This is a genomic window from Streptomyces sp. NBC_00341 (genome assembly GCF_041435055.1).
In the GTDB taxonomy this organism is placed as follows: domain Bacteria; phylum Actinomycetota; class Actinomycetes; order Streptomycetales; family Streptomycetaceae; genus Streptomyces.
On record NZ_CP108002.1, the window covers coordinates 926,333 to 950,686 of the forward strand.

Here is a 24,354-nt window from a genome sequence, read left to right on the forward strand (position 1 = left end):
GGTCAGGCCTCCTGAGGTCTGGTGGGCGAGGCGGCGGAAGCGAACTCCACGGCACCAGCGGTGAGATCCAGATAGGCCTGTTCCAAAGTGGCCTGCTCGTCCATGAGCTCCAGGACCGCGATGCCCTCTCTGGCTGCCATCGCTCCGATCTCCCGCGCCTTGGCGTCCTCGACGGTCCACCGGCCGTCCTCACCCTGCGCGGCCCGGTATCCGCTGCGTGCCAGAACCTCGCCGAGCCGGGCGGATTCCGTCGTGCGCATCCGCACCCTGGGCCGGCTACGGGAGTCGAGGAACTCCTGCATCGGCAGGTCGACGAGGAGCCGTCCGCGCCCGAGCACGATCAGATGGTCGGCGAACGACGACGTCTCGTTCATCAGGTGACTGGAAACAAGCACGGTGCGGCCCTCGCGGGCGAGCCGCTTCATCAGCTCCCGGATCCAGACGATGCCCTCCGGATCCAGCCCGTTCGACGGCTCGTCCAGCATGACCACGTCCGGGTCACCGAGCAGCGCCGCCGCTATGCCGAGCCGTTGGCGCATGCCGAGAGAGAACGTCTTGATCCGGCGTCCGCCCACCTGGGCGAGGCCGGCCTCCTCCAGCACCTCCTCGACTCGGCCGCGGCCCATGCGGTTGCTCGTCGCGAGCATCAGCAGGTGGTCGCGGGCCGTCCGCGAGCCATGAGCGGCCTGCGGATCGAGGAGTACCCCAACCCGGCGCAACGGCTCGCTGAGGGCCGCGTAGGCCTTACCACCGACGGTGGCAGAGCCGCCTGTGGGCCGGTCCAGCCCGAGGACCAGCCGCATGGTGGTGGACTTGCCCGCCCCGTTGGGCCCGAGGAATCCGGTGACCCTGCCGGGCCGGACGCTGAAGGTGAGATGGTCCACGGCGCGGGTCCCGCCGTAGTCCTTCGTGAGCTCGTGGACATCGATACTGGTCATGTCCTCAGCCTGACCGCCCCGCCGGCGACGATCCTCCCCCGCAGGAGTGGATCACCTCCCTCGCTCGGGGGAGCCGCCGCCCCCGAGCACGCTGGCACGATGGGCAGCATGCTCCGCTTCCTCCACCCGTTGACCGCGCAGGTCACCTACACTCGCTGGCTGCATCTGCTCATGCCGTCCGCCGCCGTGAGCGTGTGGCTGTTCATCTCGATGGACACGCCGTGGGTTCCCGTCGTCCTCGCGGCGCTGGCCGGCCTGATACCCGGCATGCGGCTCGCCGAGGGGATCCAGGCGCAGCTCCTGCTCACGCCTGCGGAGCGCGGCGCCCCCGACGCGACCATCTCTGTCGCACCCTCCACGTCCTGGTCCGAGCGCTGGCGGACCGCGCTCTGGCTGGAGGTGCGGCTGCTGTGTGCGGGGCTGGCCGGTCTCGCGACGGTGTGGCTGCCGGCCACGACGGTCGACCTCGTCCGCTCGGCACTCGGTTCGGAACCGAGCGACGAATGGTTCGCCACCGGCCTCGGACCGCACTGGTGGGCTGCGCTCCTCGCGCCCGTTCCCCTGCTGATCATGTTTCCGGTGATCGTGGGCTGCGGAGAGCTGATCACTGCGGCGGCCCGCTGGCTGCTGGGACCGACACCGGTCCAGCGACTGACCGTGCTGGAGGAGCGCACCGAACAGCTCCTGGAACGCAACCGGATCGCGCGCGAACTGCACGACTCGATCGGGCACGCGCTGACGGTGGCTGTGGTGCAGGCGGGGGCCGCCAGGGCGGCACGCGACCCGGAGTTCACCGAACGGGCGCTGGTGGCGATCGAGGAGACCGGCCGCTGCGCGCTCGAAGACCTGGAACGGGTGCTACGAGTACTGCGCGAGTCGGGTACGCCGCCGGGACAACGGCCGTCTCTGATCGAGGCGGACCGCTTGCTGGACTCCGCGCGGGGAGCCGGGGCCAAAGTCGATGCCGAGGTGTCCGGTCCCCTGGAGCAGGTACCGGGGTCGGTGTCGCGTGAGGGGTACCGCATCCTTCAGGAGTCCCTCACCAATGCCCTGCGGCACTCGCGGGCCGCCCCCGTCCGGGTCCGGATCAGCGTGGCGGAGGGCCGTCTGGAATTGGAGGTGACCAACCCGTTCACGGGCTCGACCGGTGCACCCGGGGGTGGAACGGGGCTGCGGGGAATCCGGGAGAGAGCGGCTCTGCTCGGCGGAAACGCCAAGACAGGCCTGTACGAGGGGGAATGGATAGTGCACGCGAGCCTTCCGCTGGACCGCATACGCTGACCGAATGCCGGTTACCGTTCTTCTCGTCGATGACGAACCCCTGGTCCGCGCGGGTCTGCGCGCGGTCCTGGAGGCCCAGCCCGATATCGAGGTCGTCGGTGAGGCGGGGGACGGAGCCGCGGTGATCCCCCTGGTCCGTCAGCTGCGGCCCGATGTCATCGCGATGGACGTCCGGATGCCGCTGATGGACGGGATAGAGGCGACCAGAGTGGTGCTGCGCACGGTGCCCGATCCGCCGAAGATCCTGGTGGTGACGACGTTCGAGAATGACGAGTACGTCTATGAGGCACTGCGTGCGGGGGCGGACGGTTTCCTCCTGAAGCGGGCCCGGCCCACCGAGATCGTGAACGCCGTGCGGCTGGTGGCGGAGGGCGAGTCCCTGTTGTTCCCGGCGGCGGTCCGGCAACTGGCCGCCGAGTACGGGACGAACAGGGCGCGCGAGGCCATGGACCAGGCTTCGCTCACCGAGCGCGAGGCCGCTGTGCTGCGGCTGATGGCCCGGGGCCTGTCCAACGCGGAGATCGCGGAGAGGCTCGTGGTGGGTGTGCAGACGGTGAAGACACATGTCAGCGCCGTATTGGCGAAGTTGGGTGCCCGCGACCGCACGCAGGCCGTCATCGCCGCCTATGAGTCCGGATTCGTCGCACCCAGCTGAACCCGGACCAGACCAGGAACAGGGCCGGCCGGAGCAGGACCAGAGCTCAGGCCGACGCCGGGCCGAAGCCGAGGTGAACCCGGGCCGGCCGCGGGATGGGCCCGGACCAGAATCAGGCCGGGCGCCGGATGGTCCCGGTCCTTCGCGGGCGGCGTCGAGTCCCGCAGTCGCCGCGCCTCTGTGCAACGAGTACCATCCGCCTGACATGCGCACGAGCTGGGAGGACACACCGTGGGCCGGCTGACCGGTGGGGACCCGTCGTTGCTGCGTCGGATCAATTCCGCGGTGGTACTGCACGCCCTCAGGGGCGCCGGATCCCCGACCCTCACAGACCTGACGCGGATCACCGGGCTTTCGCGGCCGACGGTCGAGGGCGTCGTGGAAGGGCTCTTCGAGGCGGGCCTGGTCGTCGAGTCGGCGCCCGACGGCGCCGAGGCACGACGGCAGGGGCGTCCGGCCCGGCGTTTCCGGTTCCGGGCCGAGGCCGGGCACCTGCTGGGCATCGAGATCGGCCCGCACCGGGTCTCGGCGCTGCTGTCGGGCCTGGACGGCCGGATCATCGGCGCGGGCTCACGTGCGGTGTCCGAGACCGCCTGTGCCGACGACCGCCTCGACAAGGTGCGGACCGTGGTCGCCGAAGTCCTGCGGCGCACCGGCGTCGCCCGCAGCAGCCTTCGGGCGGTCGGGGTCGGCAGCCCCGGCATCGTGGAGGCCGACGGCACGGTCAGGCTGGGCACCGCGCTTCCGGGCTGGACCGGCCTGGCCCTCGGTGAGCGGCTTCGGCGGTCCTTCCGCTGCCCTGTGCTCGTGGAGAACGATGCGAACGCAGCGGCGGTCGCGGAGCACTGGAAGGGCGCGGCCACCGAGTCCGACGACATCGTGTTCGTGCTCGCGGGGCTGAGTCCTGGAGCGGGATCGCTGATCGGCGGACGGCTGCACCGCGGCTTCGGCGGTGCGGCGGGCGAGATCGGTGCGCTGCATCTGCTCGGCCGTGACGTCACACCGGAGCGGCTGCTGTCCACGACGGACACGCCTCTGGACCCGCTGGACGAGCACGCGGTGGCCGCCGTGTTCGCGAAAGCGCGGCACGGCGACGAGCAGGCGCAGGCGGCGGTCGAGCGGTTCATCCAGCGGCTGGTCCACGATGTCGCCGCGCTGGTGCTGGCGCTCGATCCTGAGCTGGTGGTCGTCGGAGGGTGGGCAGCCGGACTGGACGGGGTGCTCAACCCGCTCCGCGGCGAGCTGGCCCGCTACTGTCTGCGGCCCCCACGGGTGGCGCTGTCGCTGCTCGGCGAGGCGGCTGTCGCGACGGGGGCACTGCGGCTGGCGCTCGACCACGTGGAGGAGCAGTTGTTCGCCGTGGAGGGAACGGTGACGGCCCGCCGCTGAGCGCGACGGGCCGCAGGTCACGAGTCCCGGCGGACCCTCCTGGAGGCAGCCGGTCAGGAGGCCTGGCGCTCCTGGTCGTGGTGGCTGATCTCCACATCGCCCGAGTCACCGAAGGTGAGTCGACAGGTGTCGGCCCGGTAGGTGGCGACGGAAACGGCCGCCGTGCCGCCTGCGGCGAGGTAACGGGTGGTGACGACGAGGACAGGGGCCCCCGGAAGCCGGTCGAGCTCCTTGGCATCGTCCGCGCGGGCCGAGCCGAGCTCCACCGAGCGGTCCTGACCGTCGAGCCCGAGCCGGTGCAGTTCACGCACGACACCGCGGGCCCTGGCGGAGCCGGACGGCGCGTCTATCGCGGAGAGCTCGGGAACGGAGGACGACGGCACGTACAGCAGCTCCGCCGCGACGGCCTGCCCGTGGGAGACGCGGATCCGTCGCACGACGTGGACGAGCTCGTCGCCTGCCACGTCGAGCGCATCGGCCACCGCCGCAGGGGCTGCCGCGGTCCGGCAGTCCACCGGCTGCCACGCCTCACCCGCGCCGCCTCCGCTCCAGTCGTGCTGAGCGGTGGAGACGGCCACACCCACGCGCGGCGGCGCGACCGTGGTCCCGACCCCTCGCCGGCGCTGCAGCCTGCCTTCGAGTTCGAGCTGCTCCAGCGCCTGCCGGAGCGTGGCTCGGGCGACGCCGAACCGGGCGGCGAGCTCCCGCTCGTTGGGGAGGATCTCCCCCACCGCAAAGTCCGAGTCGAGTGCCTCACTGAGCACGGTCTTCAGGTGCCAGTACTTCGGCTCCGGCACCGATTCCAGCTGCGTGGTCCCCACCCTTGTCCTCCGCAATCGCCCAGCGGCTTTTCCGCGACGTTATTTATTAAAGGTTCCTGTCTTAACGTTGCGACCATAGGACGGCACACCCCCTTGGTCAAGACCAATCCTTAGCCGGTAACCCTGTGAAACGAGGCGCTGTCGCAGAGCGTTCACAGGGCGTTCGCGGACCGGTGCGCCGCACGCAGCACAAAGCCCCACGTCCGAGCAGGTCCGTGGGGCTTCGGGAGCGTTCTGCGCACAGGGGTCCGGCGGCGGTGACCGGGCGGCGACTTCACACAGGGGCAGCCGGAATAGTAAGCACTGATATCAGAGAGGATGCACAATAATCGGACGATTTCGGCAGGTGGCGGATCCCGCCGATCATGTGCCGCCGAAAGATGTGAGCTTGTCTGGGTTTCGAACGATATACAGGCACTGAATGAGTCCGTCCCGCACATCCACCTGCATCACGGAATCGGGCTTGCCGCCGATGAGGACCAGCAGCGCCGGCCCGCCGTTCAACTCCAGGCTCCGGACCTCCAGGTCCGGGATCGGTTCCTGTCCGATGCCGACGAGGAAGCGGCCGACCTTGTCCGCGCTCTCCAGAATCCGCAGCGGCGCCTTCGACTTCCCGCCGCTGTCACCGACGAGCCGTACGTCCGGGGCGAGGAGCGCGAGCAGCGCATCGATGTCACCGCCCGCGGCCGCCGCGAGGAAACGCTCCGTCAGGTCACGGCGGTGGACGGGATCGACGTCGTAGCGCGGTTTGCGCTCCTCCACATGGCGTCGGGCCCGGCCGGCGAGCTGGCGGACGGCGGCCTCTGTCCGGTCGAGTGTCGTGGCGATCTCGCCGTACGGAAAGCCGAAGGCCTCACGCAGCACGAAGACGGCGCGCTCCAGCGGGGACAGCGACTCGAGGACGACGAGCACCGCGACGGAGACGGAGTCGGCGAGCACGGCCCGCTCCGCCGTGTCGGGCACCGCGGGACCGAAGTCGGTGACGAGAGGTTCGGGCAGCCATGGCCCCACGTACGCCTCGCGCCGGGACCGGAGTTGGCGCAGTCGGTCGATGGCCAGCCGGGTAACGGTCCTGACCAGGAAGGCGCGTGGCTCGCGCACGTCCTCTCGCACCACGGACGACCAGCGGAGCCATGCCTCCTGGACCACGTCCTCCGCGTCGGCGATCCGGCCCAGCATGCGGTAGGCGACCCCGGTGAGCACGGGTCTGTGCTCTTCAAAGGCGTCGGTCACGATGTCGGTTGTCACCGCCCCATCCCAGCCGACGGGCCGCACGGTGTCCAGTTCGAATCGCGAGGACCTCTTGAACTCGAAGCTACCTGGCGGTAATTGTTGTTGACGACTTGTCTAATCCGTCGACAGGCGCGGCTGCCCCGTGCCGGAACATCGGGGAGCATCCCATGGCAACCACGGCCTCGTTCACCGTCGGCTCACCCGGCGGGCCCCGGCCCGTGTCCGTCGCGTACGAGCGGACAGGTGCCGGGGAGCCGCTGCTGCTTCTCCACGGCATCGGCCACCACCGCCAGGCCTGGGACCCGGTGATCCCCGTCCTCGCCGTGGAACGGAACGTCATCGCAGTCGACCTGCCGGGCTTCGGTGCCTCGCCCGCACTGCCCGACGGTCTCCAGTACGACCTGGCGACCTTGGCGTCACTGCTGGGCGCCTTCTGCGAGGAGCTGGGCCTGGACCGCCCGCATGTCGCGGGCAACTCGCTCGGCGGGCTGCTGGCGCTGGAGCTGGGGCGCGAGAAGCGCGTGCGCTCGGTGACGGCGCTGTCGCCCGCCGGGTTCTGGACCGAGCGCGAGCGGCGCTACGCGTTCGGCACGTTGCGCGCCATGCGGCTGGCCGCCGGTTCCATACCACTGCCGCTCATCGAGCGGCTCTCCCGCACACCGGCCGGCCGGGCGGTGCTGACCAGCACCATCTACGCCCGGCCCGGCCGCCGTTCACCTGAGGCTGCGGTACGGGAGACGGTCGCCCTGCGCGAGGCCGCCGGCTTCCACCAGACGCTGGCCGTCGGACGCGACGTCAGGTTCACCGACGACGTGCCGGGGCTGCCGGTGACCATCGCGTGGGGCAGCGGCGACCGGCTGCTCCTGCGCCGCCAGGGGATCCGGGCCAAGCACACCGTTCCCGGTGCCCGGCTGGTCCGGCTGCCCGGCTGCGGCCATGTCCCGATGAGCGACGACCCCGCTCTTGTGGCGCGGGTCGTTCTCGACACCAGCCGCTGAGTCCGGTACGGCCACGGCCCCGCGCCGGCGCAGTACACCGGAGCCGAAGGCCACTCCCAGCCCGACCAGACAGCTGCCGGCGGCCTGCGCGACACCGTAGGAGCCGGTACCGACCAGGGGGGCGGTGAGCGCGGCGGAGACCGGAACGAGCCCGCAGAAGAGCGTGGCGCGCTCGGCACCGATGCGCTGGAGGCCCATGTACCAGCAGACGAACCCGATGACCGTGACGACGGCGGCCTGCCAGAGGAGCGCCAGCGCCTCACCGCCCGTGGGCATCGGCAGGAAGCCTCCGCCGTCCAGCAGCAGGCCCAGTACGACCGACTCCACGGCGGCGATCACACAGACCGTGGCGGACAGCAGCCGCGGACCGAGCGGACGCAGGACGGGTACGGCGATGACCGCGAAGCCCACCTCACCGGCCAGCGCGCCGACGGAGCAGAGGATGCCAGCCAGGTCCGTACGGCCCCAGCCCTGCACGGTGAAGGCTCCCGCGGCGACCAGCCCCGCCGCGTAGATCACCGGGCGCGTCGGCCGGCGCCCGTCCAGCAGCGGTACGAGCACCGCCACGACGATCGGGGCGCACCCGACGAAGACTCCCGGAACAGCGGGTTCCGCACTCCGCTCCGCGGTCAGGACGGCCAGGTTGAAGCCGACCATTCCGACCGCCGAGAGCAGGCCCAGGCGCGCCCACTGGCGGCCGCTGAGTGTGCGCAGCGTGGCCGTGGGCGGGGGCGCCCCGCCCCGTCGCAGAAGAGGCAGGAGCAGCAGGCCCGCCAGTCCGTAGCGCAGCGCCTGGCCGCCCGCGTACGGGTAGTCGCCGAGGACGCTGTTGGCGGTGAAGGAGGCACCCACGAGGGTGCAGGCGAAGGCGGCGAGCAGTGCGCCGCGCAGAGAAGTCGAATTCATGGTGCCAACGCTATGGAGCGCGGCGGTCCGGTTTAAGGTCCACTTCCATGACGTCTTCGGGGACCAATCCAGGACCGGACAGCGACGGCAGCGGGGGCAACGGTGACCGGGCACCGGTTTCCGCCGCCTGGGAGCTGCTGCTTCCGGCGGCGTCCGCCCCGGCCCGCGGTCGCGGTCGCGCCCTTCAGTCGGCGTTGCGCGACGCCGTCCGCTCGGGCCGTCTGACGCCGGGGACCCGGCTTCCGTCCAGTCGTGAGCTCGCGGCCGACCTCGGCGTCTCGCGGGGTCTGGTCACCGAGGCGTACGAGCAGCTGACCGCCGAGAGCTATCTGCACAGCGGGCGCGGGGCGGGTACCTGGGTGAGCGGATCGGTGCGGGCCGCCGCGGACCGGGCCCGGGATCTCGCGCCGCGCGGCCCCGGCACCCTCGTCGACTTCCGACCCGGTACGCCGGACCTCTCGCTCTTTCCGCGCAGCGCCTGGGCCGCGGCCCACCGTTCGGTGCTCGGCAGGCTGCCGCACAGCGCCCTGGGCTATCCGGATCCACGTGGACTGCCCGAGCTGCGGGTCGCGCTGGCGGCCCTGCTGGCGAGGCGTCGCGGGGTGGTGGCCGATCCGGAGCGCCTGCTGGTCTGTTCGGGCGTGGCGCAGGCGACGACGCTGCTCGGGTTCGTGCTGCGCGAACGCGGGCTGCGCACCGTCGGTGTCGAGGATCCGGGGAGCCCCGAACACGCCACGCTCTTCGCCTCGACGGGCCTTACTACGGCCCCGCTGCCGCTCGATGACGAAGGGCTGGCCACGGAGCCGCTGACGCGCTCCGGGGTACGTGCCGTGATGACCACACCGGCCCATCAGTTCCCCACCGGAATCGCGTACTCCGCCGCCCGCCGGAGCCGGCTCCTGGACTGGGCGAGGGACGTCGACGGGGTGATCATGGAGGACGACTACGACGGTGACTTCCGCTACGACCGGGCGCCCGTCGGTGCGTTGCAGGGGCTGGATCCGGAACACGTCGTGTACACCGGATCCGTGAGCAAATCGCTGGCACCCGGTCTGCGGCTGGGATGGCTGCTGGCACCGGCGTCGATGACGGACGAGATCGTCGACCGCAAACGCACGATGGACCTCGGCAACCCTGCCGTCGACCAGGCGGTTCTCGCCGACTTCATCACCCGGGGCGGCTATGACCGTCAGCTGCGGCGCTGCCAGCGTGCCTACCGGGCGCGCCGCGACACCCTGACCGCCGCGTTGACCGAGCACTTCCCCGGCACCGAGGTGAGCGGTATCGCCGCCGGGCTCCACATCATCGCCCGGCTGCCCGAACGGTACGGTCCCGAGGCAGGTTTCGCCGCCCGTGCCGCCGAGGCCGGAATCGCGCTGCGGCTGATGAGCGACTGCGGAACCGTGCGTCCCGCGGACCGTTCCGTGAGCCTGGTGCTGGGATACGCGCAACTGGCACCGGTAGACATCGCGCGGGGGGTACGGCTGCTGGCGGAGGCTCAGCAGGGTTCGCGCTGAGGGGAATCCGAAAGGGCCGTTCACCTCGCGCTCATCCGTCCGCCCGCTCATCCGCCCGCCCGGCCGGCAGCTCCGGAACCGGGCCCTCCGACCTCGCTCCGGGGCCATTGTCAGTGGTGGGTCCTACCGTTTTGTTCATGACCCGATCCGTACAGGCGCTGGCCTACTCACGTCCGTCCGTTCTCAAGTCCTCGCAGGCCGGGCAGTTGCTCGGCCTGGAGACAGCGGGCGGCCTCACGCCGCGCGGCGCCGAGCCCCATCCCCGGTTCTTCGAGGGTTTCCTCACCTCGCCCCGGATCGCGGCCCGCGGGCTGCTCGCGGTGGCGGACGTGGCGGCCGCGCGCTACTACCAGCGGACGCTGCTGTCCTCGCTGGACCCGGTGGTGACGGGAAACGGCGACCGGCTGCGCTTTGAGTCGTTCTCCGGCTGCTGCGGGGTGTACGCCCGCCTGGACGTGCTCCGGGACGGTCTGGACGGTTCGGAGACGGGACACGGCACGACCAATGTGGATGTGAACAATCCGCTGCGCGAGGCGCTTTCGCGGATAGCGGGCGACGATCCGCTGCATCTGCGGGTGGGGCCGCAGGAGATGGCGGTGACCACGCTGGAGGGCCGTGTCGTGGAGAAGAAGGTTCCGCTGCCGGACCGGTGGCTGCGGGGTTTCGCCGAGGCGCAGGTGGCCTCCGCCGCCTTCGATCTGCGGGCCGAGCTCCCGGCGGCGGAGGCCGTCCGGTTCCTGCGGTCGCTGCCCCGTTCCCCGGGCAGCGCTTCGCGGGGCGCCCAGTGGGTGATTCCCGCCGGGAAGACCCTGCGGCCGACGACGCGGCCGGTGGCGGGGGCCGTCTGCCTGCCGGGTCCGGAGCGGCTGGTCACGCTTCAGCGCGTCCTTCGGCACGCGACGGCGCTGCGGGTGTACGGCCCGGTAGCGGAAGGCGCGGCGACCGCGAGTGCCTGGGAGGTGGTGCTCCCCGGCATGCGGCTCACGCTGACGCTGTCGCCCGAAGCCTCTCGCGGCTTCTCCGGTGAGGGCGGGGTACTGGAGGCGCTCGCCACCGACGACGCCGCGGCGGACGCCGAGCTGGTCTCCGTACTGCTGGCCTGGGAGCCCCGGATCGACCCCGCCGACCTGGCCGAGCAGTCGGGCCTGCCGGTGGATCGCGTGCGCGCGGCGCTCGTCCGGCTGGGAACGGCGGGCCGCGTGGGCTACGACCTCGCGGACGCGGCCTACTTCCACCGCGAGCTGCCCTACGACGCGGACCGGGCCGAGCGGCACAACCCGCGCCTGGTGGCCGCGCGGCAGCTGGCCGAGGCCGGCGCGGTCGTCCTGGACGGCGATCTGGCGTCCGTGGCCTCCGGCGACCACCGATACCAGGTCCGCCGGAGCAGCGGCGGCGCACTGAGCTGCACCTGCCAGTGGTGGGCCGACTACCGGGGCCGGCGTGGTCCGTGCAAACACGCGCTCGCGGTCCGGATGACCCGCCGGGGCACGACCGTCGCAGGGGGTGCACGATGAAGGAGCTGCTCACGGCCGTGCGCGAGGGCCGCCATCGGGACGTGCCCGGCCTGGTGGCCCCGCTGGACCGGGCCGAACGCAGGCTGGCCCTGGCCGAGTTGAAGGCGGTACGCAAGGAGGCCCGGGACTGGGACTGGCGCGAGCGCACCAGAACGATGAAGGCCGTACTGGTGGCGGGCGCCGGCTGCCACACCGGAGCGGCGGGCTGTGCGGCCTGGATCGGCGCCCGGGAACTGCGCGAGTGGGAGCATTCGCCCTATCCGTGGGTGCTAAAGGCGCTGGCCGACCGCGATCCGGTCTGGCTCGCCGATCTCGCCCACCGGCTGGCCGCCCGCACCGTCGATTCCGAGGCGGAGTACCGGCTCGTCGTGGAACTGGTACGGATGGCGGACTGCCCGCTCCCTGCCTCCGACGGCATCGTCCGTGGCTGGGTCGAGCGGATCAACTCCGCACGGTGGCGGCAGCGGCCGTACCCGCCGCTGACCGACGTCCTGCGCGCCGAACCGTACCTCGGCGTCCTGGCGCCGCATCTCCTGGACATGGCAGAGCTGCCCGCTCCGGTGGCCTGGCCCGGCTACCCGGGCCCGGACGACGGCTGGCCGTCCGCGCTGACCATCCTCACCGCGGAGGGCCTCCTGGACCGGACCCTCCTCCTGGAGCGCTGCACCACCCGCCTGCTGCGGGGCGGGAAGAGCTCCGACCTGCGCTTCTGTCTACTGCTGCTGCGCGGTCTGGAACCCACCTCGCAGGAGGAGGCGGAACGGGCCGCCGACTGGATCGCGATGGCCGCGGACGGCCCCTCTCCGGTGGCCGGACACGCCCAGGAGGTGCTCGCCCGTCTGGACGGTCACGGCCTGCTGTCCGTCGCCCAGCTGGCCGACGTCTCCGGTCCGGTGCTCTTCCGCACGGAGAAGAAGCTGGTCCGCGCCCAGCTGGTGCTGCTGGGAAAGGTCCTGCGCCGCGACCCGTCGGCTGCCGGACAGCTGCTGCCCGTGGTGGGCGAGGCCTTCGGCCACCCGGACATCGGACTCCAGGAGCGGGCGCTCAAGCTCACCGCCCGCCATCTGCCCTCGGCCCCGCCCGCTGTCCGTCAGGACCTGGCGGACATGGCAGCGCAGTTGGGTCCGGCACACCGCTCGGCAGCCGTCGCCCTGTTCGGTGATCTGCTCGGCGACGGGCAGGAAGCTGACGTCTACGAGGAGATCCTGCCACCGGCTCCCGTCCCACGACGCCTCGCCCCGGCCACGGAGGACACCGCCGAGCTCGTCGAGGAAGTGGTGGCCCTGGTGCGGTCCGGGTCGCGGGAGGTCCCCGAGTTCGAGCGGGCCCTGGACGGCCTGGTCCGGTGTGCCCACACGAACCGGACCGCGCTGGCCGAAGCCCTGCGCCCGGCGCTCGCCGGGATGTGGTGGGCCGCGCCGGGTGAACAGGGCGAGATCGACTGGCGGTTCATCAGGAATCACGACGGCCCGCACGTGGTCGTGGCCTCGCTGCTCGGACAGGTCCCGGAGCAGGCCTTCGCCGAGGGCCGGGCCCGGTCGGCTGCTGCGGGCACCTGCTTCCACGCCGCGCTCAACGGGGTGACGCACGCGCGGCTGTGGGAGGCCGCTGCCGCGATACGGGCCGGAGAGCTGCCCTTCCTGCTGGCCATTCCGACCTGGCACACCGGGTCCCTGGACCCGGTGGAGCTGGTCGACAGGCTCCGCCGGTACCGGGAGCTGGGCGTCGAGCCGGGACCCGCGGACTTCGCACAGGCACTGCTGCGCGTCCGGCGCACGGGCGGTGACGAGGCCGCGGGACGGGCAGCCGGGCTCGGCACCGCGGAGGGTGACCGGCTGGCCGCCTGGATCCGGGCCGGCGAACCCGTGGCGCCGGTGCTCCGCCACCATGTGGAGACGGAAGCGCCCGCGGTCCGGGGCTGGTTGCGGCAGTCCGCGGCCGGAGCCCGGCGCATCCTGCTGGCCACCAGGGAGCGCCTGGTCATCCAGCAGGAGTTCCCCCGCGCCTTCCACTGGCTCGGGCGCCCGCACACCCCGGGATCACAGACCTGCTACCACTGGGGCAGTGGTTCCCCGCAGTGGACGGCCGTGCTGCCAGAAGACAGTGAGACGCTGGCGGCGTGGCTGCTGCCCTTCGTCGCCACATGTGCCGAGGACCAACGCGGCGGCGCGTCGCCGCTGCCGGCCCTCGTCGAGACCGCAGCACCCGCCGGCAGCGCCATCCATCTCGCACTGGGGTACGGGCTCGGCGCCCGCTATCCGGAGGACCGGCTGTCGGCCGTGGACGCCCTGCTCGTCCTCGCCGCACGGGGGCAGCTCGATGCGGCGCTCCTGGGCGGGGAGCTGACCGTACTCATCGACCGGGAGCTGGTGAAACCCGCACGGCTGGCGAGTTCGGCGGCGGCCGCAGCGGATACCGGCGCCTATCGGACCGTGCTCGCGGTGCTGGTGCCGGTGCTGTCCGCGCTGCTGTCCCGCGAGCGGGCTCCCCGGGGGCTGAGTGATCTGCTGGCCGTGGCCGCGGAATGTGCGGAACGCTGCGGTCGGCAGGAGACCGGGCCGATAGCCGGTCTCGCCACGACCGCCGCGCGCGGCGGGTCGACGCAACTGGTGCGGCAGGCGGCGCGGCTGCAGGCCGTCTGGGACCGGTCGGAGGCGGCCTGAGCACCGGCCGGGGCGTTGCTCGAACGCCCCGGCCCGCCGGCCAAAAAACCCGGCCAGCCGACCAAAAACCGACGAAAGGCGACTAGATCCACACTTAACCCATCGGTCACAAGGCGTTCGTGATCAGGCAACACCGCTCCGTCACAGTGAAGGCATGACTGATGTGACATCCGCCAAGAGCGCCCGCCGCCCCCACCACTGGCGTCGGGATCTCATCGAACTCGCCGCCCTGTTCACCGCGGTCGCCGTGGCCGACGCGATCGCCAACCTGATCGGACACCAGCCGGACGGGCCGTATCTGCTCATCGCCTCGGCCCTGGCGCTGACCGCGACCGCCGCGTTCCACACCTGGTGGGCCCGGCGGCACAGCCACGCGCCGCCGCCGGATACCGGCGGGGTGACCGGCCCCGACGCGCTGCTGCCGGCCACGGCGGCCGCTCAGCCGATCCCGGGCCCTGGATCGGGACCGGCATCCGAGGCAGCATCGGGCACCGAGTCCACCGGCACGGCGCTGTGGCGGATGCGCACCACGGTGAGGGACGCGCCCGGCAGCCTGGCGGCCCTCTGCATCGTGCTGGCCCAGCACCGTATCGACATCCTGACCCTGCAGACGCACCCACTGGCCCAGGGCACGGTCGACGAGTTCCTGCTGCGGGCCCCCGCCGAACTGCCGGCTTCGCGGCTGACCCGGGCGATCTCCGCCGCCGGCGGCAGTTCCACCTGGATCGAGCGCGCCGACGCCCATGACCTGGTGGACGCTCCGACCCGGGTGCTGGGCCTCGCCACCCGTACCGCGCTGGACGCCGCCGAACTCCCGCTCGCCCTGCGACAGCTGCTGGGCCGATGCACCATCCACTCGCTGCCCGCCGTCTCGGTCACCGGACGCGCCACCGGTGAGACCGCGCCCGTCGAAGGGGTGCTGGAGGAGACGGTGATGCGACTGCGCGATCCGTCGGGCGGCGTCATCACGGTGGAGCGTCCCTATCTCCCGTTCACCCCCACCGAATTCGCCAGGGCCCGCGCCCTGGTCGAGCTGGATGCCCGGCTCGGCCCCCGGGTCCCGCGCAGCGAGCACGTACTCACCCTCCCCGAGGGCAACGAGATCACCGTGCGCCGGGCGGACCGCGCCGACCTCGAAGCGGCCCGCGCCATGCACGACCGCTGCTCGGAGCAGACGCTGCGGCTGCGCTACCACGGCCCGGTCCGCGACGCCGACCGCTACCTCGACCACCTGCTGAGCCCTCGCTTCGGCCGCACCCTCGCCGTGCAGACGGCCTCCGGACGGCTGGTCGCCCTCGGCCATCTGCTCTGGGACGGCGACGAGACCGAGGTAGCCCTCCTCGTCGAGGACGACTGGCAGCGCCGGGGCATCGGATCCGAGCTGCTCGGCCGGCTGGTCGCGCTCGCCGTCGAGGCCGGCTGCGAGAGCGTCTACGCCGTCACCCAGGCGTCCAACACCGGCATGGTCGCCGCCATGCGAGCGCTCTCGCTGCCGCTCGACTACCAGATCGAGGAAGGCACGCTGGTGATCACCGCCCGGCTGAGCGCGGCCCGGGAACGGTCCCTGCCGCTGCCCCCGCACCTGCGGGCACGTCACTGAAACCCTGACGTACCACGGGCTCCTCGCTGCTCAGCGCCTGACAGAGATCGGCCCAGAGGTCCTCGACGTCCTCCAGGCCGACCGACATGCGCAGCAGCCGCTCGCCCACCCCCGCGGCCCGCCGGTCTCCTTCATCCACAATGCGGTGGCTGATCGAGGCGGGGTGCTGGATCAGGCTGTCCACGCTGCCGAGACTGACGGCGGGCGTGATGAGCCGTACCGCGGAGATGACCCGGTGCGGGTCTCCGAAGACCTCGAAGGACACCATCGCGCCGCCCAGTTCCGGGTAGTGGACGCGGGCGATCCGCGGGTCGGCGGCCAGCCTGCGGGAGAGTTCGGCGGCACTCGCGGACGCGGCGCGCACCCGGACCGGCAGCGTGGAGAGACCGCGCAGCAGCAGGTATCCGGCCATCGGATGCAGCACCCCGCCGGTGGCGAAGCGCACCTGGCGCAGCCGGGCGGCGAACTCCTCGTCACAGGCGACGACTCCGCCCATCACGTCCCCGTGGCCCCCCAGGTACTTCGTCGCACTGTGCAGCACGATCTGCGCCCCGTGCTCGACTGGCCGCTGGAGAACCGGGGTCGCGAAGGTGTTGTCGACGAGCAGCGGCACGGAGCCGCAGGAGTGCGCGACCGCCCGGACATCGACCTCCTTGAGCGTCGGGTTGGCCGGCGTCTCCACCATCACCAGGCCCGTGTCGGGGCGGATCGCGTCGGCGATGCCCGCCGGATCGGTCCAGGTCACCTCGGTGCCGAGCAGCCCAGCGCCGAGCAGATGGTCACTGCAGCCGTACAGCGGGCGGACGGCCACCACATGGCGCAGTCCGATGCTCGCGCGGGCGAGCAGGACGGCGGTGAGCGCCGCCATCCCGCTGGCGAACGCCACGGCGCTCGCGGTGCCTTCGAGCCGGGCCAGGGCCGTCTCGAACCGGGCGGTGGTCGGGTTGTCGAGCCGGGCGTAGACCGGCGGCCCGTCGAGCCGGGCGCCGGTGGCGGCGAAGGAGTCGATCCGCTCCGCCTCCGCCCTGGAGTCGTACGAGGGGTAGGTGGTGGACAGGTCGATCGGCGGGGCGTGCAGGCCGAGAGCCGCGAGGTCGTCGCGTCCGGCGTGTACGGCTTCGGTGGCCAGCGCCCTGGACCGGGTTGTCGTCGAGGGCGCCATCGAGGCTTCGGTGTCCATGTCACTACTCTGAACAGTTGCCGGGACATCGACGCCAAGAGCCGTGCTACGTTCGGCAGATGACCGATTCCATCGCCCTGGACACGGTGGATCTGCACATTCTGCGCCTGCTGCAGAACGATGCACGGACCACCTACCGCGATCTCGCGGCCGAGGTCGGGGTCGCCCCCTCGACATGTCTGGACCGGGTCGCCCGGATGCGCCGCACGGGCGTCATCCTCGGCCACCAGCTGCGACTGGACCCGGCCAGAATGGGACGCGGCCTGGAGGCCCTGCTGTCCGTCCAGGTGCGGCCGCACCGCAGGGAGCTCATCGGCCCGTTCGTCGACCGGATCAGGACACTGCCCGAGTCCCGGGCCCTGTTCCACCTGACCGGTCCCGACGACTATCTGGTCCATGTGGCTGTTGCCGATACCGCCGACCTGCAACGACTGGTGCTGGACGAGTTCACCTCGCGCCGCGAAGTGGCCCGGGTGGAGACCCGGTTGATCTTCCAGCAATGGGAGTGCGGACCGTTGCTGCCGCCCGCCGCCACCACGGCCGGGCCGGATACGGGTCAGGCCTCGGAGCCCGGTTGATGGTGACGGGGAGCCCCTCTCCGTATGAGGATGTCCACATGTCAGACACTCCTAGCAGCGCGCTGCCCCGCCAGGTCGCCGACGCCTACGTCGACGCGTTCATCCGGCTCGACCCGATTTCCGGCACCTTTCTGGGTGTCGCGGAAAGCTCGCGCCGCCTTCCCGACTTCTCCCCCGCCGGCCAGGAAGAACTGGCCGGGCTGGCCCGCGCCACCCTCGCCCGGCTCGACCGTGCGGAACAGCTGCCCGGCGCGGCCGATGACGCCGAACGGCGTTGCGGCCGCCTCCTCCGTGAACGGCTGACAGCCGAACTCGCCGTCCACGAGGCGGATGAGGCGCTGCGCACCGTCTCCAACCTGCAGTCCCCCGCGCACTCGGTCCGTGAGGTGTTCACGGTGACACCCACCGAGTCGGACGAGGACTGGGCGGCGGTCGTCGACCGGCTCCGCGCCGTTCCGGCCGCGCTGGCCGGCTACCGCGAGTCCCTCGCGCTCGGTCTGGAGCGCAAGCTCTACGGCAGTCCGCGCGCCACGGCCACCTTCCTCGGCCAGCTCGACGAGTGGATCGGGGACGGCTCCACGGGGTTCTTCCAGGACTTCGCCGCCGCCGGACCGGCGGCGCTGCGCGACGGCCTCGACGACGGAGCCCGGCAGGCCACGCAGGCTCTGGAGGAGCTGCGGCAGTGGATGCGCGAGGTGTACGCCCCCGCCGTCGAGGGCGCGCCCGAGGTGGTGGGCCGCGAGCGCTACGCCCGCTGGTCGCGCTACTTCAACGGCACCGACCTCGATCTCGACGAGGCGTACGCGTACGGCTGGTCCGAGTACCACCGGCTGCTCGCGGAGATGCGGACCGAGGCCGAGAAGGTGCTGCCCGGCGCCGGTCCCTGGGAGGCGCTGGCCCACCTCGACGTGCACGGCAAGCACATCGAGGGCGTCGACGAGGTCCAGGCCTGGCTGCAGGGGCTGATGGACGAGGCGATCGAGGCCCTGGACGGCACGCACTTCGAACTCGCCGAGCGGGTCCGCAAGGTGGAGTCCCGGATCGCCCCGCCCGGCGGCGCCGCCGCGCCGTACTACACGGGCCCGTCCGAGGACTTCTCCCGCCCCGGCCGCACCTGGCTGCCGACCATGGGCGAGACCCGGTTCCCGGTCTACGATCTCGTCTCCACCTGGTACCACGAGGGCGTGCCCGGTCATCACCTCCAGCTCGCCCAGTGGGCGCACGTCGCGGAGAGCCTCTCGCGCTACCAGGCGTCCATCGGCATCGTCAGCGCCAACGCCGAGGGCTGGGCGCTGTACGCGGAGCGGCTGATGGACGAACTCGGCTTCCTGCCCGACGCGGAGCGCCGCCTGGGATACCTGGACGCGCAGATGATGCGCGCCTGCCGGGTGATCGTGGACATCGGTATGCACGTGGAGCTGGAGATCCCGGCCGACTCCCCGTTCCACCCCGGCGAGCGGTGGACGCCCGAGCTCGCCCAGGAGTTCTTCGGGAACCACAGCGGCCGGCCCGCCGATTTCGTGGAGAGCGAGCTGACCCGCTACCTCTCCATGCCGGGGCAGGCCATCGGCTACAAGCTGGGTGAACGCGCCTGGCTGCTCGGCCGGGAGAACGCCCGCGCGGCGCACGGGGACGCCTTCGACCTCAAGTCCTGGCACATGGCCGCCCTTTCGCAGGGGCCGCTCGGTCTGGACGACCTGGTCGACGAGCTCTCCAAGCTCTGACCTGGTTGGCGGGCCGGACCCGGGTACGGATCCGGGCCCGGCCCGCTGCCGTCAGCAGCCGCAGTCCCCGGAGCCGGCCGGTGCGGTGAGCGGGTCGGCGGCGCGCCGCCCGTGCCCCTGCCGGGTCTCGAACGCGAAGCCCTCGCGCACCCAGTACTCGAAGCCGCCGAGCATCTCCTTGACCCGGTAGCCGAGTTCGGCCAGGGCGAGCGCGGCACGGGCCGCGCCGTTGCAGCCGGGGCCCCAGCAGTAGGTGATCACGGGCACGGCCGGATCGAGCAGCCCCTGCGCCCGCCCGGCGATGAGCGGCGTCGGCAGGTGGACCGCGCCGGGAATGTGCCCCTGGTCCCAGGATTCGGCGGAGCGGGAGTCGAGGAGTACGAAGCCGGGGTCGCCGTCTGCCGCCAGTGCGGCGGCGACATCGGAGACGTCGGCGTGGAAGGCGAGCGAGGCGCCGAAGTAGGCGGCTGCCGCGGCCGGAGCGGCGGGCGGAACCCGGAGTGCCGGGTTGTCCGCGGTGATGGCGGGCGGTGGAGTCATGGCCGAAAATCTATGACCGGCGGCGCCCTGCCGGAAGGAGAGATCCCCGGCACCGGGCTTGATCCGCCGGGCGTTCCCCTGTTCTCTCTGGGTATGACCGACTATTCCCCGGACGACACCGACTGGCGCATCCTCGATGTCCTCCAGCGCGAGGGCCGCGCCACCTTCGCCGACATCGCCCGGACGGTCGCGATGTCGCCGAGCGCCGTGACCGAGCGGGTCCGCAGGCTGGAGGAGGCCGGAATCATCAGCGGGTACGCGGCAGTGGTCGATCCGGAGCGGCTCGGGCTGCCGGTCCTCGCCTTCGTCCGGCTGCGCTATCCGAACGGCAACTACAAGCCGTTCCATGATCTCGTCGCCACCACGCCGGAGATCCTGGAGGCCCACCATGTCACCGGCGACGACTGCTTCGTGCTGAAGGTGACGGCCCGCTCCATGAGCCATCTGGAAGCGGTGTCGGGCAGGATCGGCGCCCTGGGGTCCGTCACCACGAGCGTCGTCTACTCCTCACCGCTGCCTCGCCGGGCGGTCAGCCGCTGACTCCGTCCGCCGCCCGGTGGCGCACCGCCGATCCGTGGCGCTCCTTCACCACTTCGAGCTGGGCCGGAATGCGCCGGCGCAGATCCGCGACGTGGCTGACGATGCCGACGCTGCGGTCCCGCTCCCGCAGCGAGTCCAGCACGTCGAGCACCTCGTCGAGAGTCTGGTCGTCCAGGCTGCCGAACCCCTCGTCGATGAAGAGGGTGTCCAGCCGTACGCCGCCGGCCTCGTCGGTGACCACGTCCGCGAGGCCTAGTGCCAGGGCGAGCGAGGCGAAGAACGTCTCGCCGCCGGAGAGCGTGGCCGTGTCGCGTTCCCGGCCGGTCCAGGCGTCGATGACGTGCAGTCCGAGCCCGGCCCTGCGACCTCCGGTACGGGCGTCGGAGTGGACCAGGGTGTAGCGGCCGGACGACATCCGCCGCAGCCGGGCCGTGGCGGCCGCGGCCACCTGTTCGAGGCGGGCCGCCAGGACGTAGGACTCCAGCCGCATCTTGCGTTCGTTGTCCGCCGAGGTGCCGGCGGTGAGACCGGCGAGCCGCGCGATGCGCTCGTACTCCTCGCGCACCGGCCCCAGGGCCCGCACCTCGTCCGCCGCGCGCCTCGACAGCCGGGCGAGTTCGGTGCAGCGCTCCCGGGCGGCGGTGTGGGCACCCGCCCCGTCCCGCAGCAGCCGCTCCGCCCTGTCGTACACCGACTGGGCGGCGCCGGGGTCGGCCGGGGGCCGGCCGGCAGCGGTGCGGGCGTCGGCCTCCGCCAGCCGGTCGGTGACGGCTGCGGACTCGGCCTGCCAGGCGTCGATCCGGTGCTGGAGCGCCCGCTGCCGGGAGTCGGGGAGCATCGTCGCGGCGGCGTCCCGCGGGGTGTCGAAGCCGGCCCGGAACGCCGCGTCCGCGAGCCGGTCGTCGGCCTCCTTCAGCCGGGCCGCGGCGCTCTCCTCCTCACGCAGTGCCTCGGCCGCCTCGACGAGCAGGGCGACCCGGCGCTGCAGGAGGGCGGCGTGCTCGGTCACGCTGCCGGAGCCGCCGCGCGCCTGGGCCAGCACCTCTGCCAGCGCCGCCTGTTCCGCGTCGAGTCCTTCGCGCCGTGAGGTGCGGGCCGCGGCCCGGCGTTCGGCCTGCTGCCGGTCCCCGGCCCGTTGCTCCTGCTCGCGTTCGGCGGCCGCGAGGGCCTCGCGCGCCGCGTGCGTCCCGGTGGCGGTCCGATAGGCGTCTGCGTGTTCCCTGGTCAGGGTGTCGACGAGTTGGGTGAGCGCTGCGACGGTCGGCTCGGAGACTGCGGAGGTGGCTTCGCCGGAGCCACCTGCCGCGTCCGCAGCCTGCTTGTCCGGGTCGTCCGGGTTGTCCGCGGCCTCGGCGCGGGCGGCGGCATACCGCTCGCGTACGGCTCCGAGCGCGTGTTCCGCCTCAGTGCGCGCCTGCTCTGCGCGGCGGTGGGTGGCCTCTGCGGCGTCCTCCGTGGCCTGGTCGACGTGTCCGTCCCCGGCCCGTGCGGGCTCCGGGTGGCCGGCCGATCCGCAGACCGGGCAGGCCTCGCCCTCGACCAGTTCCCGGGCGAGCTCGGCCGCGATGTCGCGCAGCCGCCGTTCGCGCAGGCCGAGCCAGGTCTCGCCGGTGGTGAGCGCGCCCTCCCTGGCCGTGGCCAGGCGGTCCTCCGCGTCCGCAGCCCGCGCGGCCAGCGTGTCGCGGCGCCGGGCCGCGTCGAGTCGCCGGCGGGCCGGGTCGAGCCGGCCGGCCAGCAGTTCGGCGCGGGTCGCGGCTTCCTGGGCCGCCTCGATACGGGTGTGCAGACCCTGCCGGGTGGCCTCCCAGCCGGCCAGCCAGCTCTGGGCGTCCCGGATCAGTTCGTCGTCCGCCCTGGACTGCCGTTCCAGCGAGGCCCGTTCGCTGTCGATCTCGGCGCTGCGCCGCTCGGCGCGACGGGCTGCGTCCAGCGCGCCGAGCTCCTCGCGGAGCCGCCGTTCCAGCGCGGTCAGCTGCTCGGCGCCCGCGTCCGCCAGCTCGGCGGGCAGCCCGGCCCGGGAGCGGTCGCGGGCCGCGCCCGCCCGCCGGTGCGCCCGTCCGGCCTCCTCGCGGAGCTCCAGCGCGGGGGCGACGAGATCCGCCTTGCGGGCGCGTCGCAGCCGCTCCTGTGCCTGATCGTGCTCGTCCCGGCCGGCCTCCACCTCTGTGGCGCGCCGCCGGGTCTCCGCGTACCGCTGCTGGAGCCCGGCCAGTTCGCGTTCGGCGTCCAGGGCCTGCCGGGCGGCCGACTGCCGGTCCTCGGCCGCGGACAGGACACAGGCGGCGATGTCGAGCCGTTCCCGGGCGTCGCTGCGGGCCGCGGCCGCCCATTCCAGTACGGCGTCCGCGAGGCCCGGCTCGCCGGGCTGGATGCCGGGCAGCGGGTACTCCTCCGCGGCGGGCCCGGCAGCCTGGGCGATCCGCTGGGCAACCGCGAGGATCCGTTCGTCCCCGGCTCTGACCTGGGTCCCGGCGGCCCGGCGCAGCTCGGCGAGGTGCTCCTCCACCGCGGCGAAGCGGCGGGTGTCGAAGAGTCGTCCCAGGAGCTTCCCGCGAGCCTCGGCATCGGCGCGCAGAAAACGGGCGAAGTCGCCCTGGGGCAGCAGGACCACCTGGCAGAACTGGTCCCGGCTCATCCCGATCAGCTGGGTGATCTCCTCGCCGATCTCCTGGTTGGACCGGCTCAGCGCCCGCCATCCCTCGTCGGGGACGTACTCGCGCAGCCGGCTCTGCGCCTTCTCCGTGGTGTAGCCGTCGCCCTTCTTCTTGGGGCGGGGCTGGGCGGGGCTCCGGGTGATCTCCAGCCGGCGCCCGCCGACGGTGAGTTCGAGGCGGATCTCGGTCGGCAGGTCCGCCGGGGCGTGGTCGCTGCGCAGCGAGGTGCCGGGGCTCTGCCGGGCGCCGGGCACGGCCCCGTAGAGGCCGTAGCAGACGGCGTCGAGGACCGAGGTCTTGCCTGCGCCGGTCGGTCCGTGCAGCAGGAAGATCCCGGCTGCGGAGAGTGCGTCGAAGTCGATCTCCTGAGTGGCGCCGAACGGTCCGAAGGCGGTGATGCCCAGTCGGTGGAGCCTCACCGGTTCACCTCGCGCACGCCGTCGTCGACGCGTACGTGGTCGAAGGCGCCGCGCAGCACCGTCCGCTCCGACTCGTCGATGCCGTACCCGCCGCGGACATGCGCCACGAAGTCCTCCGCGATGCTCTGGTCGTCGCGCCCCCGCAGCCGCTCGGCGTAGGAGGTCCGCGGGTCCTGCGGGTCGCGTTCCGGTTCGAAGGCGAGGGCGAGGGTGTGCGGGAACCGCTCGACGAGGCGGGCCATCGGCTCGGCCGGGCGGACCGGATCGGTGAGGGTGGCCTCCACCCAGGAGTGCTCGTGCCGTTCGAGGGCGGGGTCGTCGAGGAGGGCGTCGAGCCGGCCGGTGAGCCTGGCGAGCGGGCGGGGCACCGGGCAGTCGATCCGTTCGGCGGCGACCGCGCCGGTGTCGTCCAGGTCGATCAGCCACATCGTCTTGCGGTGGTCGGACTCGGAGAAGGAGTACGCGAGCGGGGAGCCGGAGTAGCGGACCCGCTCGGAGACGGTCTGGCATCCGTGGAGGTGTCCCAGCGCCACGTAGTCGACGCCCTCGAAGACCCCGGCGGGGACGGCCGCCACTCCGCCCACGGTGATGTCGCGTTCGCTGTCGCTCGGCTCGCCGCCCGCGACGAAGGCGTGGGCCAGGACGACGGACCGGGTGCTGTCCGCCCGTGTCGCGAGGTCGGCGCGGACCCGGTCCATGGCGGCGCTCAGCACGGCCTCGTGCCCGGCCCGCTCCGCCCGGAACTCGTCCTTGACGAGGGCGGGCTCCAGATACGGGAGCCCGTAGAACGCCACGTCGCCGTGCGCGTCCGGGATGATCACCGGGGTGGCGCAGTGCGCGGGGTCGGTGCGCAGATGGATGCCGGCGCGTCCGATGAGACCGGCTCCGACGCCGAGCCGGCGGGCCGAGTCGTGGTTCCCGGAGATCATCACGGTGGGTACGCCTGCCTCGGCGAGCCGGTGCAGCGCGTCGTCGAAGAGCTGGACGGCGGAGAGCGGCGGGACCGCCCTGTCGTACACATCACCCGCCACGAGCACGGCATCGACCTCGTGGTCGCGGACCGTCGCCACCAGGTGGTCGAGGTAGGCGGCCTGGGCTTCGAGCAGTGACACCCGGTGGAAGGAGCGCCCCAGGTGCCAGTCCGATGTGTGCAAAATCTTCAAGACCCGGCTCCGACCTGCATGTTTCGTTTCCTCCACCCGTG

Annotated in this window: 18 protein-coding genes and 1 pseudogene; 11 read left to right on the forward strand and 8 right to left on the reverse strand. The window is 72.5% G+C overall.

Features of this window, described 5'->3' with window-relative positions:
• Positions 1 to 2: 2 nt before the first annotated feature.
• Positions 3 to 938 carry an ABC transporter ATP-binding protein gene (locus tag OG892_RS04100; RefSeq protein ID WP_371628477.1) on the reverse strand — a complete coding sequence of 312 codons (936 nt, stop codon included), beginning with the start codon at positions 936 to 938 and terminating at the stop codon, positions 3 to 5.
• A 108-nt stretch (positions 939 to 1,046) separates the two neighbouring features.
• On the opposite strand from OG892_RS04100, the gene OG892_RS04105 reads away from it, so the two are divergent.
• The 3 genes from OG892_RS04105 to OG892_RS04115 all read left to right on the forward strand — a co-directional run bounded on the left by OG892_RS04105 (position 1,047) and on the right by OG892_RS04115 (position 4,263).
• A complete protein-coding gene (locus OG892_RS04105; protein ID WP_073736322.1) occupies positions 1,047 to 2,219 on the forward strand; it encodes a sensor histidine kinase in 1,173 nt (390 codons plus the stop codon).
• A gap of 4 nt (positions 2,220 to 2,223) precedes the next feature.
• Entirely contained in the window at positions 2,224 to 2,874 is a 651-nt protein-coding gene (locus OG892_RS04110; RefSeq protein WP_073736231.1) for a response regulator transcription factor, read from the forward strand.
• Between the two features lie 231 nt (positions 2,875 to 3,105).
• Positions 3,106 to 4,263, forward strand: a complete 1,158-nt coding sequence (locus OG892_RS04115; protein ID WP_073736232.1) for an ROK family transcriptional regulator — start codon at positions 3,106 to 3,108, stop codon at positions 4,261 to 4,263.
• A gap of 53 nt (positions 4,264 to 4,316) precedes the next feature.
• Here OG892_RS04115 and OG892_RS04120 read toward each other — a convergent pair whose 3' ends face one another.
• Positions 4,317 to 5,084: a GntR family transcriptional regulator gene (locus tag OG892_RS04120; RefSeq protein WP_073736233.1), complete on the reverse strand. Its 768-nt coding sequence runs from the start codon at positions 5,082 to 5,084 to the stop codon at positions 4,317 to 4,319.
• 363 nt (positions 5,085 to 5,447) lie between these two features.
• Positions 5,448 to 6,332: an RNA polymerase sigma-70 factor gene (locus tag OG892_RS04125; RefSeq protein WP_371628478.1), complete on the reverse strand. Its 885-nt coding sequence runs from the start codon at positions 6,330 to 6,332 to the stop codon at positions 5,448 to 5,450.
• A 152-nt stretch (positions 6,333 to 6,484) separates the two neighbouring features.
• On the opposite strand from OG892_RS04125, the gene OG892_RS04130 reads away from it, so the two are divergent.
• The gene (locus tag OG892_RS04130) at positions 6,485 to 7,315 is read left to right on the forward strand and encodes an alpha/beta fold hydrolase (RefSeq protein WP_371628479.1); all 831 of its coding nucleotides are present in this window, start codon (positions 6,485 to 6,487) and stop codon (positions 7,313 to 7,315) included.
• A 57-nt stretch (positions 7,316 to 7,372) separates the two neighbouring features.
• On the opposite strand, the pseudogene OG892_RS04135 reads toward OG892_RS04130, so the two are convergent.
• A pseudogene (locus OG892_RS04135) lies at positions 7,373 to 8,221 on the reverse strand (DMT family transporter); the annotation flags it as partial.
• A gap of 47 nt (positions 8,222 to 8,268) precedes the next feature.
• On the opposite strand from OG892_RS04135, the gene OG892_RS04140 reads away from it, so the two are divergent.
• From OG892_RS04140 to OG892_RS04155, 4 genes are all read left to right on the forward strand, one after another.
• Complete coding sequence (locus OG892_RS04140) at positions 8,269 to 9,738, forward strand: PLP-dependent aminotransferase family protein (protein ID WP_371628480.1); 1,470 nt, start codon at positions 8,269 to 8,271, stop codon at positions 9,736 to 9,738.
• Between the two features lie 137 nt (positions 9,739 to 9,875).
• The gene (locus OG892_RS04145) at positions 9,876 to 11,252 is read left to right on the forward strand and encodes an SWIM zinc finger family protein (protein WP_371628481.1); all 1,377 of its coding nucleotides are present in this window, start codon (positions 9,876 to 9,878) and stop codon (positions 11,250 to 11,252) included.
• Positions 11,249 to 13,915, forward strand: a complete 2,667-nt coding sequence (locus OG892_RS04150; RefSeq protein ID WP_371628482.1) for a DUF6493 family protein — start codon at positions 11,249 to 11,251, stop codon at positions 13,913 to 13,915. The genes OG892_RS04145 and OG892_RS04150 overlap by 4 nt, the downstream gene beginning before the upstream one ends.
• A 163-nt stretch (positions 13,916 to 14,078) precedes the next feature.
• Entirely contained in the window at positions 14,079 to 15,515 is a 1,437-nt protein-coding gene (locus tag OG892_RS04155) for a GNAT family N-acetyltransferase (RefSeq protein ID WP_371631574.1), read from the forward strand.
• Here OG892_RS04155 and OG892_RS04160 read toward each other — a convergent pair.
• Entirely contained in the window at positions 15,445 to 16,695 is a 1,251-nt protein-coding gene (locus OG892_RS04160) for a PLP-dependent aspartate aminotransferase family protein (RefSeq protein WP_073736238.1), read from the reverse strand. The two genes, OG892_RS04155 and OG892_RS04160, sit on opposite strands and share 71 nt — an antisense overlap.
• 59 nt (positions 16,696 to 16,754) lie before the next feature.
• On the opposite strand from OG892_RS04160, the gene OG892_RS04165 reads away from it, so the two are divergent.
• Together OG892_RS04165 and OG892_RS04170 are read left to right on the forward strand one after the other, a co-directional pair.
• Complete coding sequence (locus OG892_RS04165) at positions 16,755 to 17,273, forward strand: Lrp/AsnC family transcriptional regulator (RefSeq protein ID WP_073736239.1); 519 nt, start codon at positions 16,755 to 16,757, stop codon at positions 17,271 to 17,273.
• A gap of 38 nt (positions 17,274 to 17,311) precedes the next feature.
• Complete coding sequence (locus OG892_RS04170; protein WP_073736240.1) at positions 17,312 to 18,997, forward strand: DUF885 domain-containing protein; 1,686 nt, start codon at positions 17,312 to 17,314, stop codon at positions 18,995 to 18,997.
• A gap of 51 nt (positions 18,998 to 19,048) precedes the next feature.
• Here OG892_RS04170 and OG892_RS04175 read toward each other — a convergent pair whose 3' ends face one another.
• Entirely contained in the window at positions 19,049 to 19,537 is a 489-nt protein-coding gene (locus OG892_RS04175; protein WP_371628483.1) for a rhodanese-like domain-containing protein, read from the reverse strand.
• A 93-nt stretch (positions 19,538 to 19,630) separates the two neighbouring features.
• Here OG892_RS04175 and OG892_RS04180 point away from each other — a divergent pair, with 93 nt between their 5' ends.
• Positions 19,631 to 20,077: an Lrp/AsnC family transcriptional regulator gene (locus tag OG892_RS04180; protein WP_328867880.1), complete on the forward strand. Its 447-nt coding sequence runs from the start codon at positions 19,631 to 19,633 to the stop codon at positions 20,075 to 20,077.
• On the opposite strand, the gene OG892_RS04185 is transcribed toward OG892_RS04180, so the two are convergent.
• Together OG892_RS04185 and OG892_RS04190 are read right to left on the reverse strand one after the other, a co-directional pair.
• The gene (locus tag OG892_RS04185) at positions 20,067 to 23,150 is read right to left on the reverse strand and encodes an AAA family ATPase (RefSeq protein ID WP_371628484.1); all 3,084 of its coding nucleotides are present in this window, start codon (positions 23,148 to 23,150) and stop codon (positions 20,067 to 20,069) included. The genes OG892_RS04180 and OG892_RS04185 overlap by 11 nt on opposite strands.
• Complete coding sequence (locus OG892_RS04190; protein WP_371628485.1) at positions 23,147 to 24,313, reverse strand: exonuclease SbcCD subunit D; 1,167 nt, start codon at positions 24,311 to 24,313, stop codon at positions 23,147 to 23,149. The genes OG892_RS04185 and OG892_RS04190 overlap by 4 nt, the downstream gene beginning before the upstream one ends.
• Positions 24,314 to 24,354: the final 41 nt, after the last annotated feature.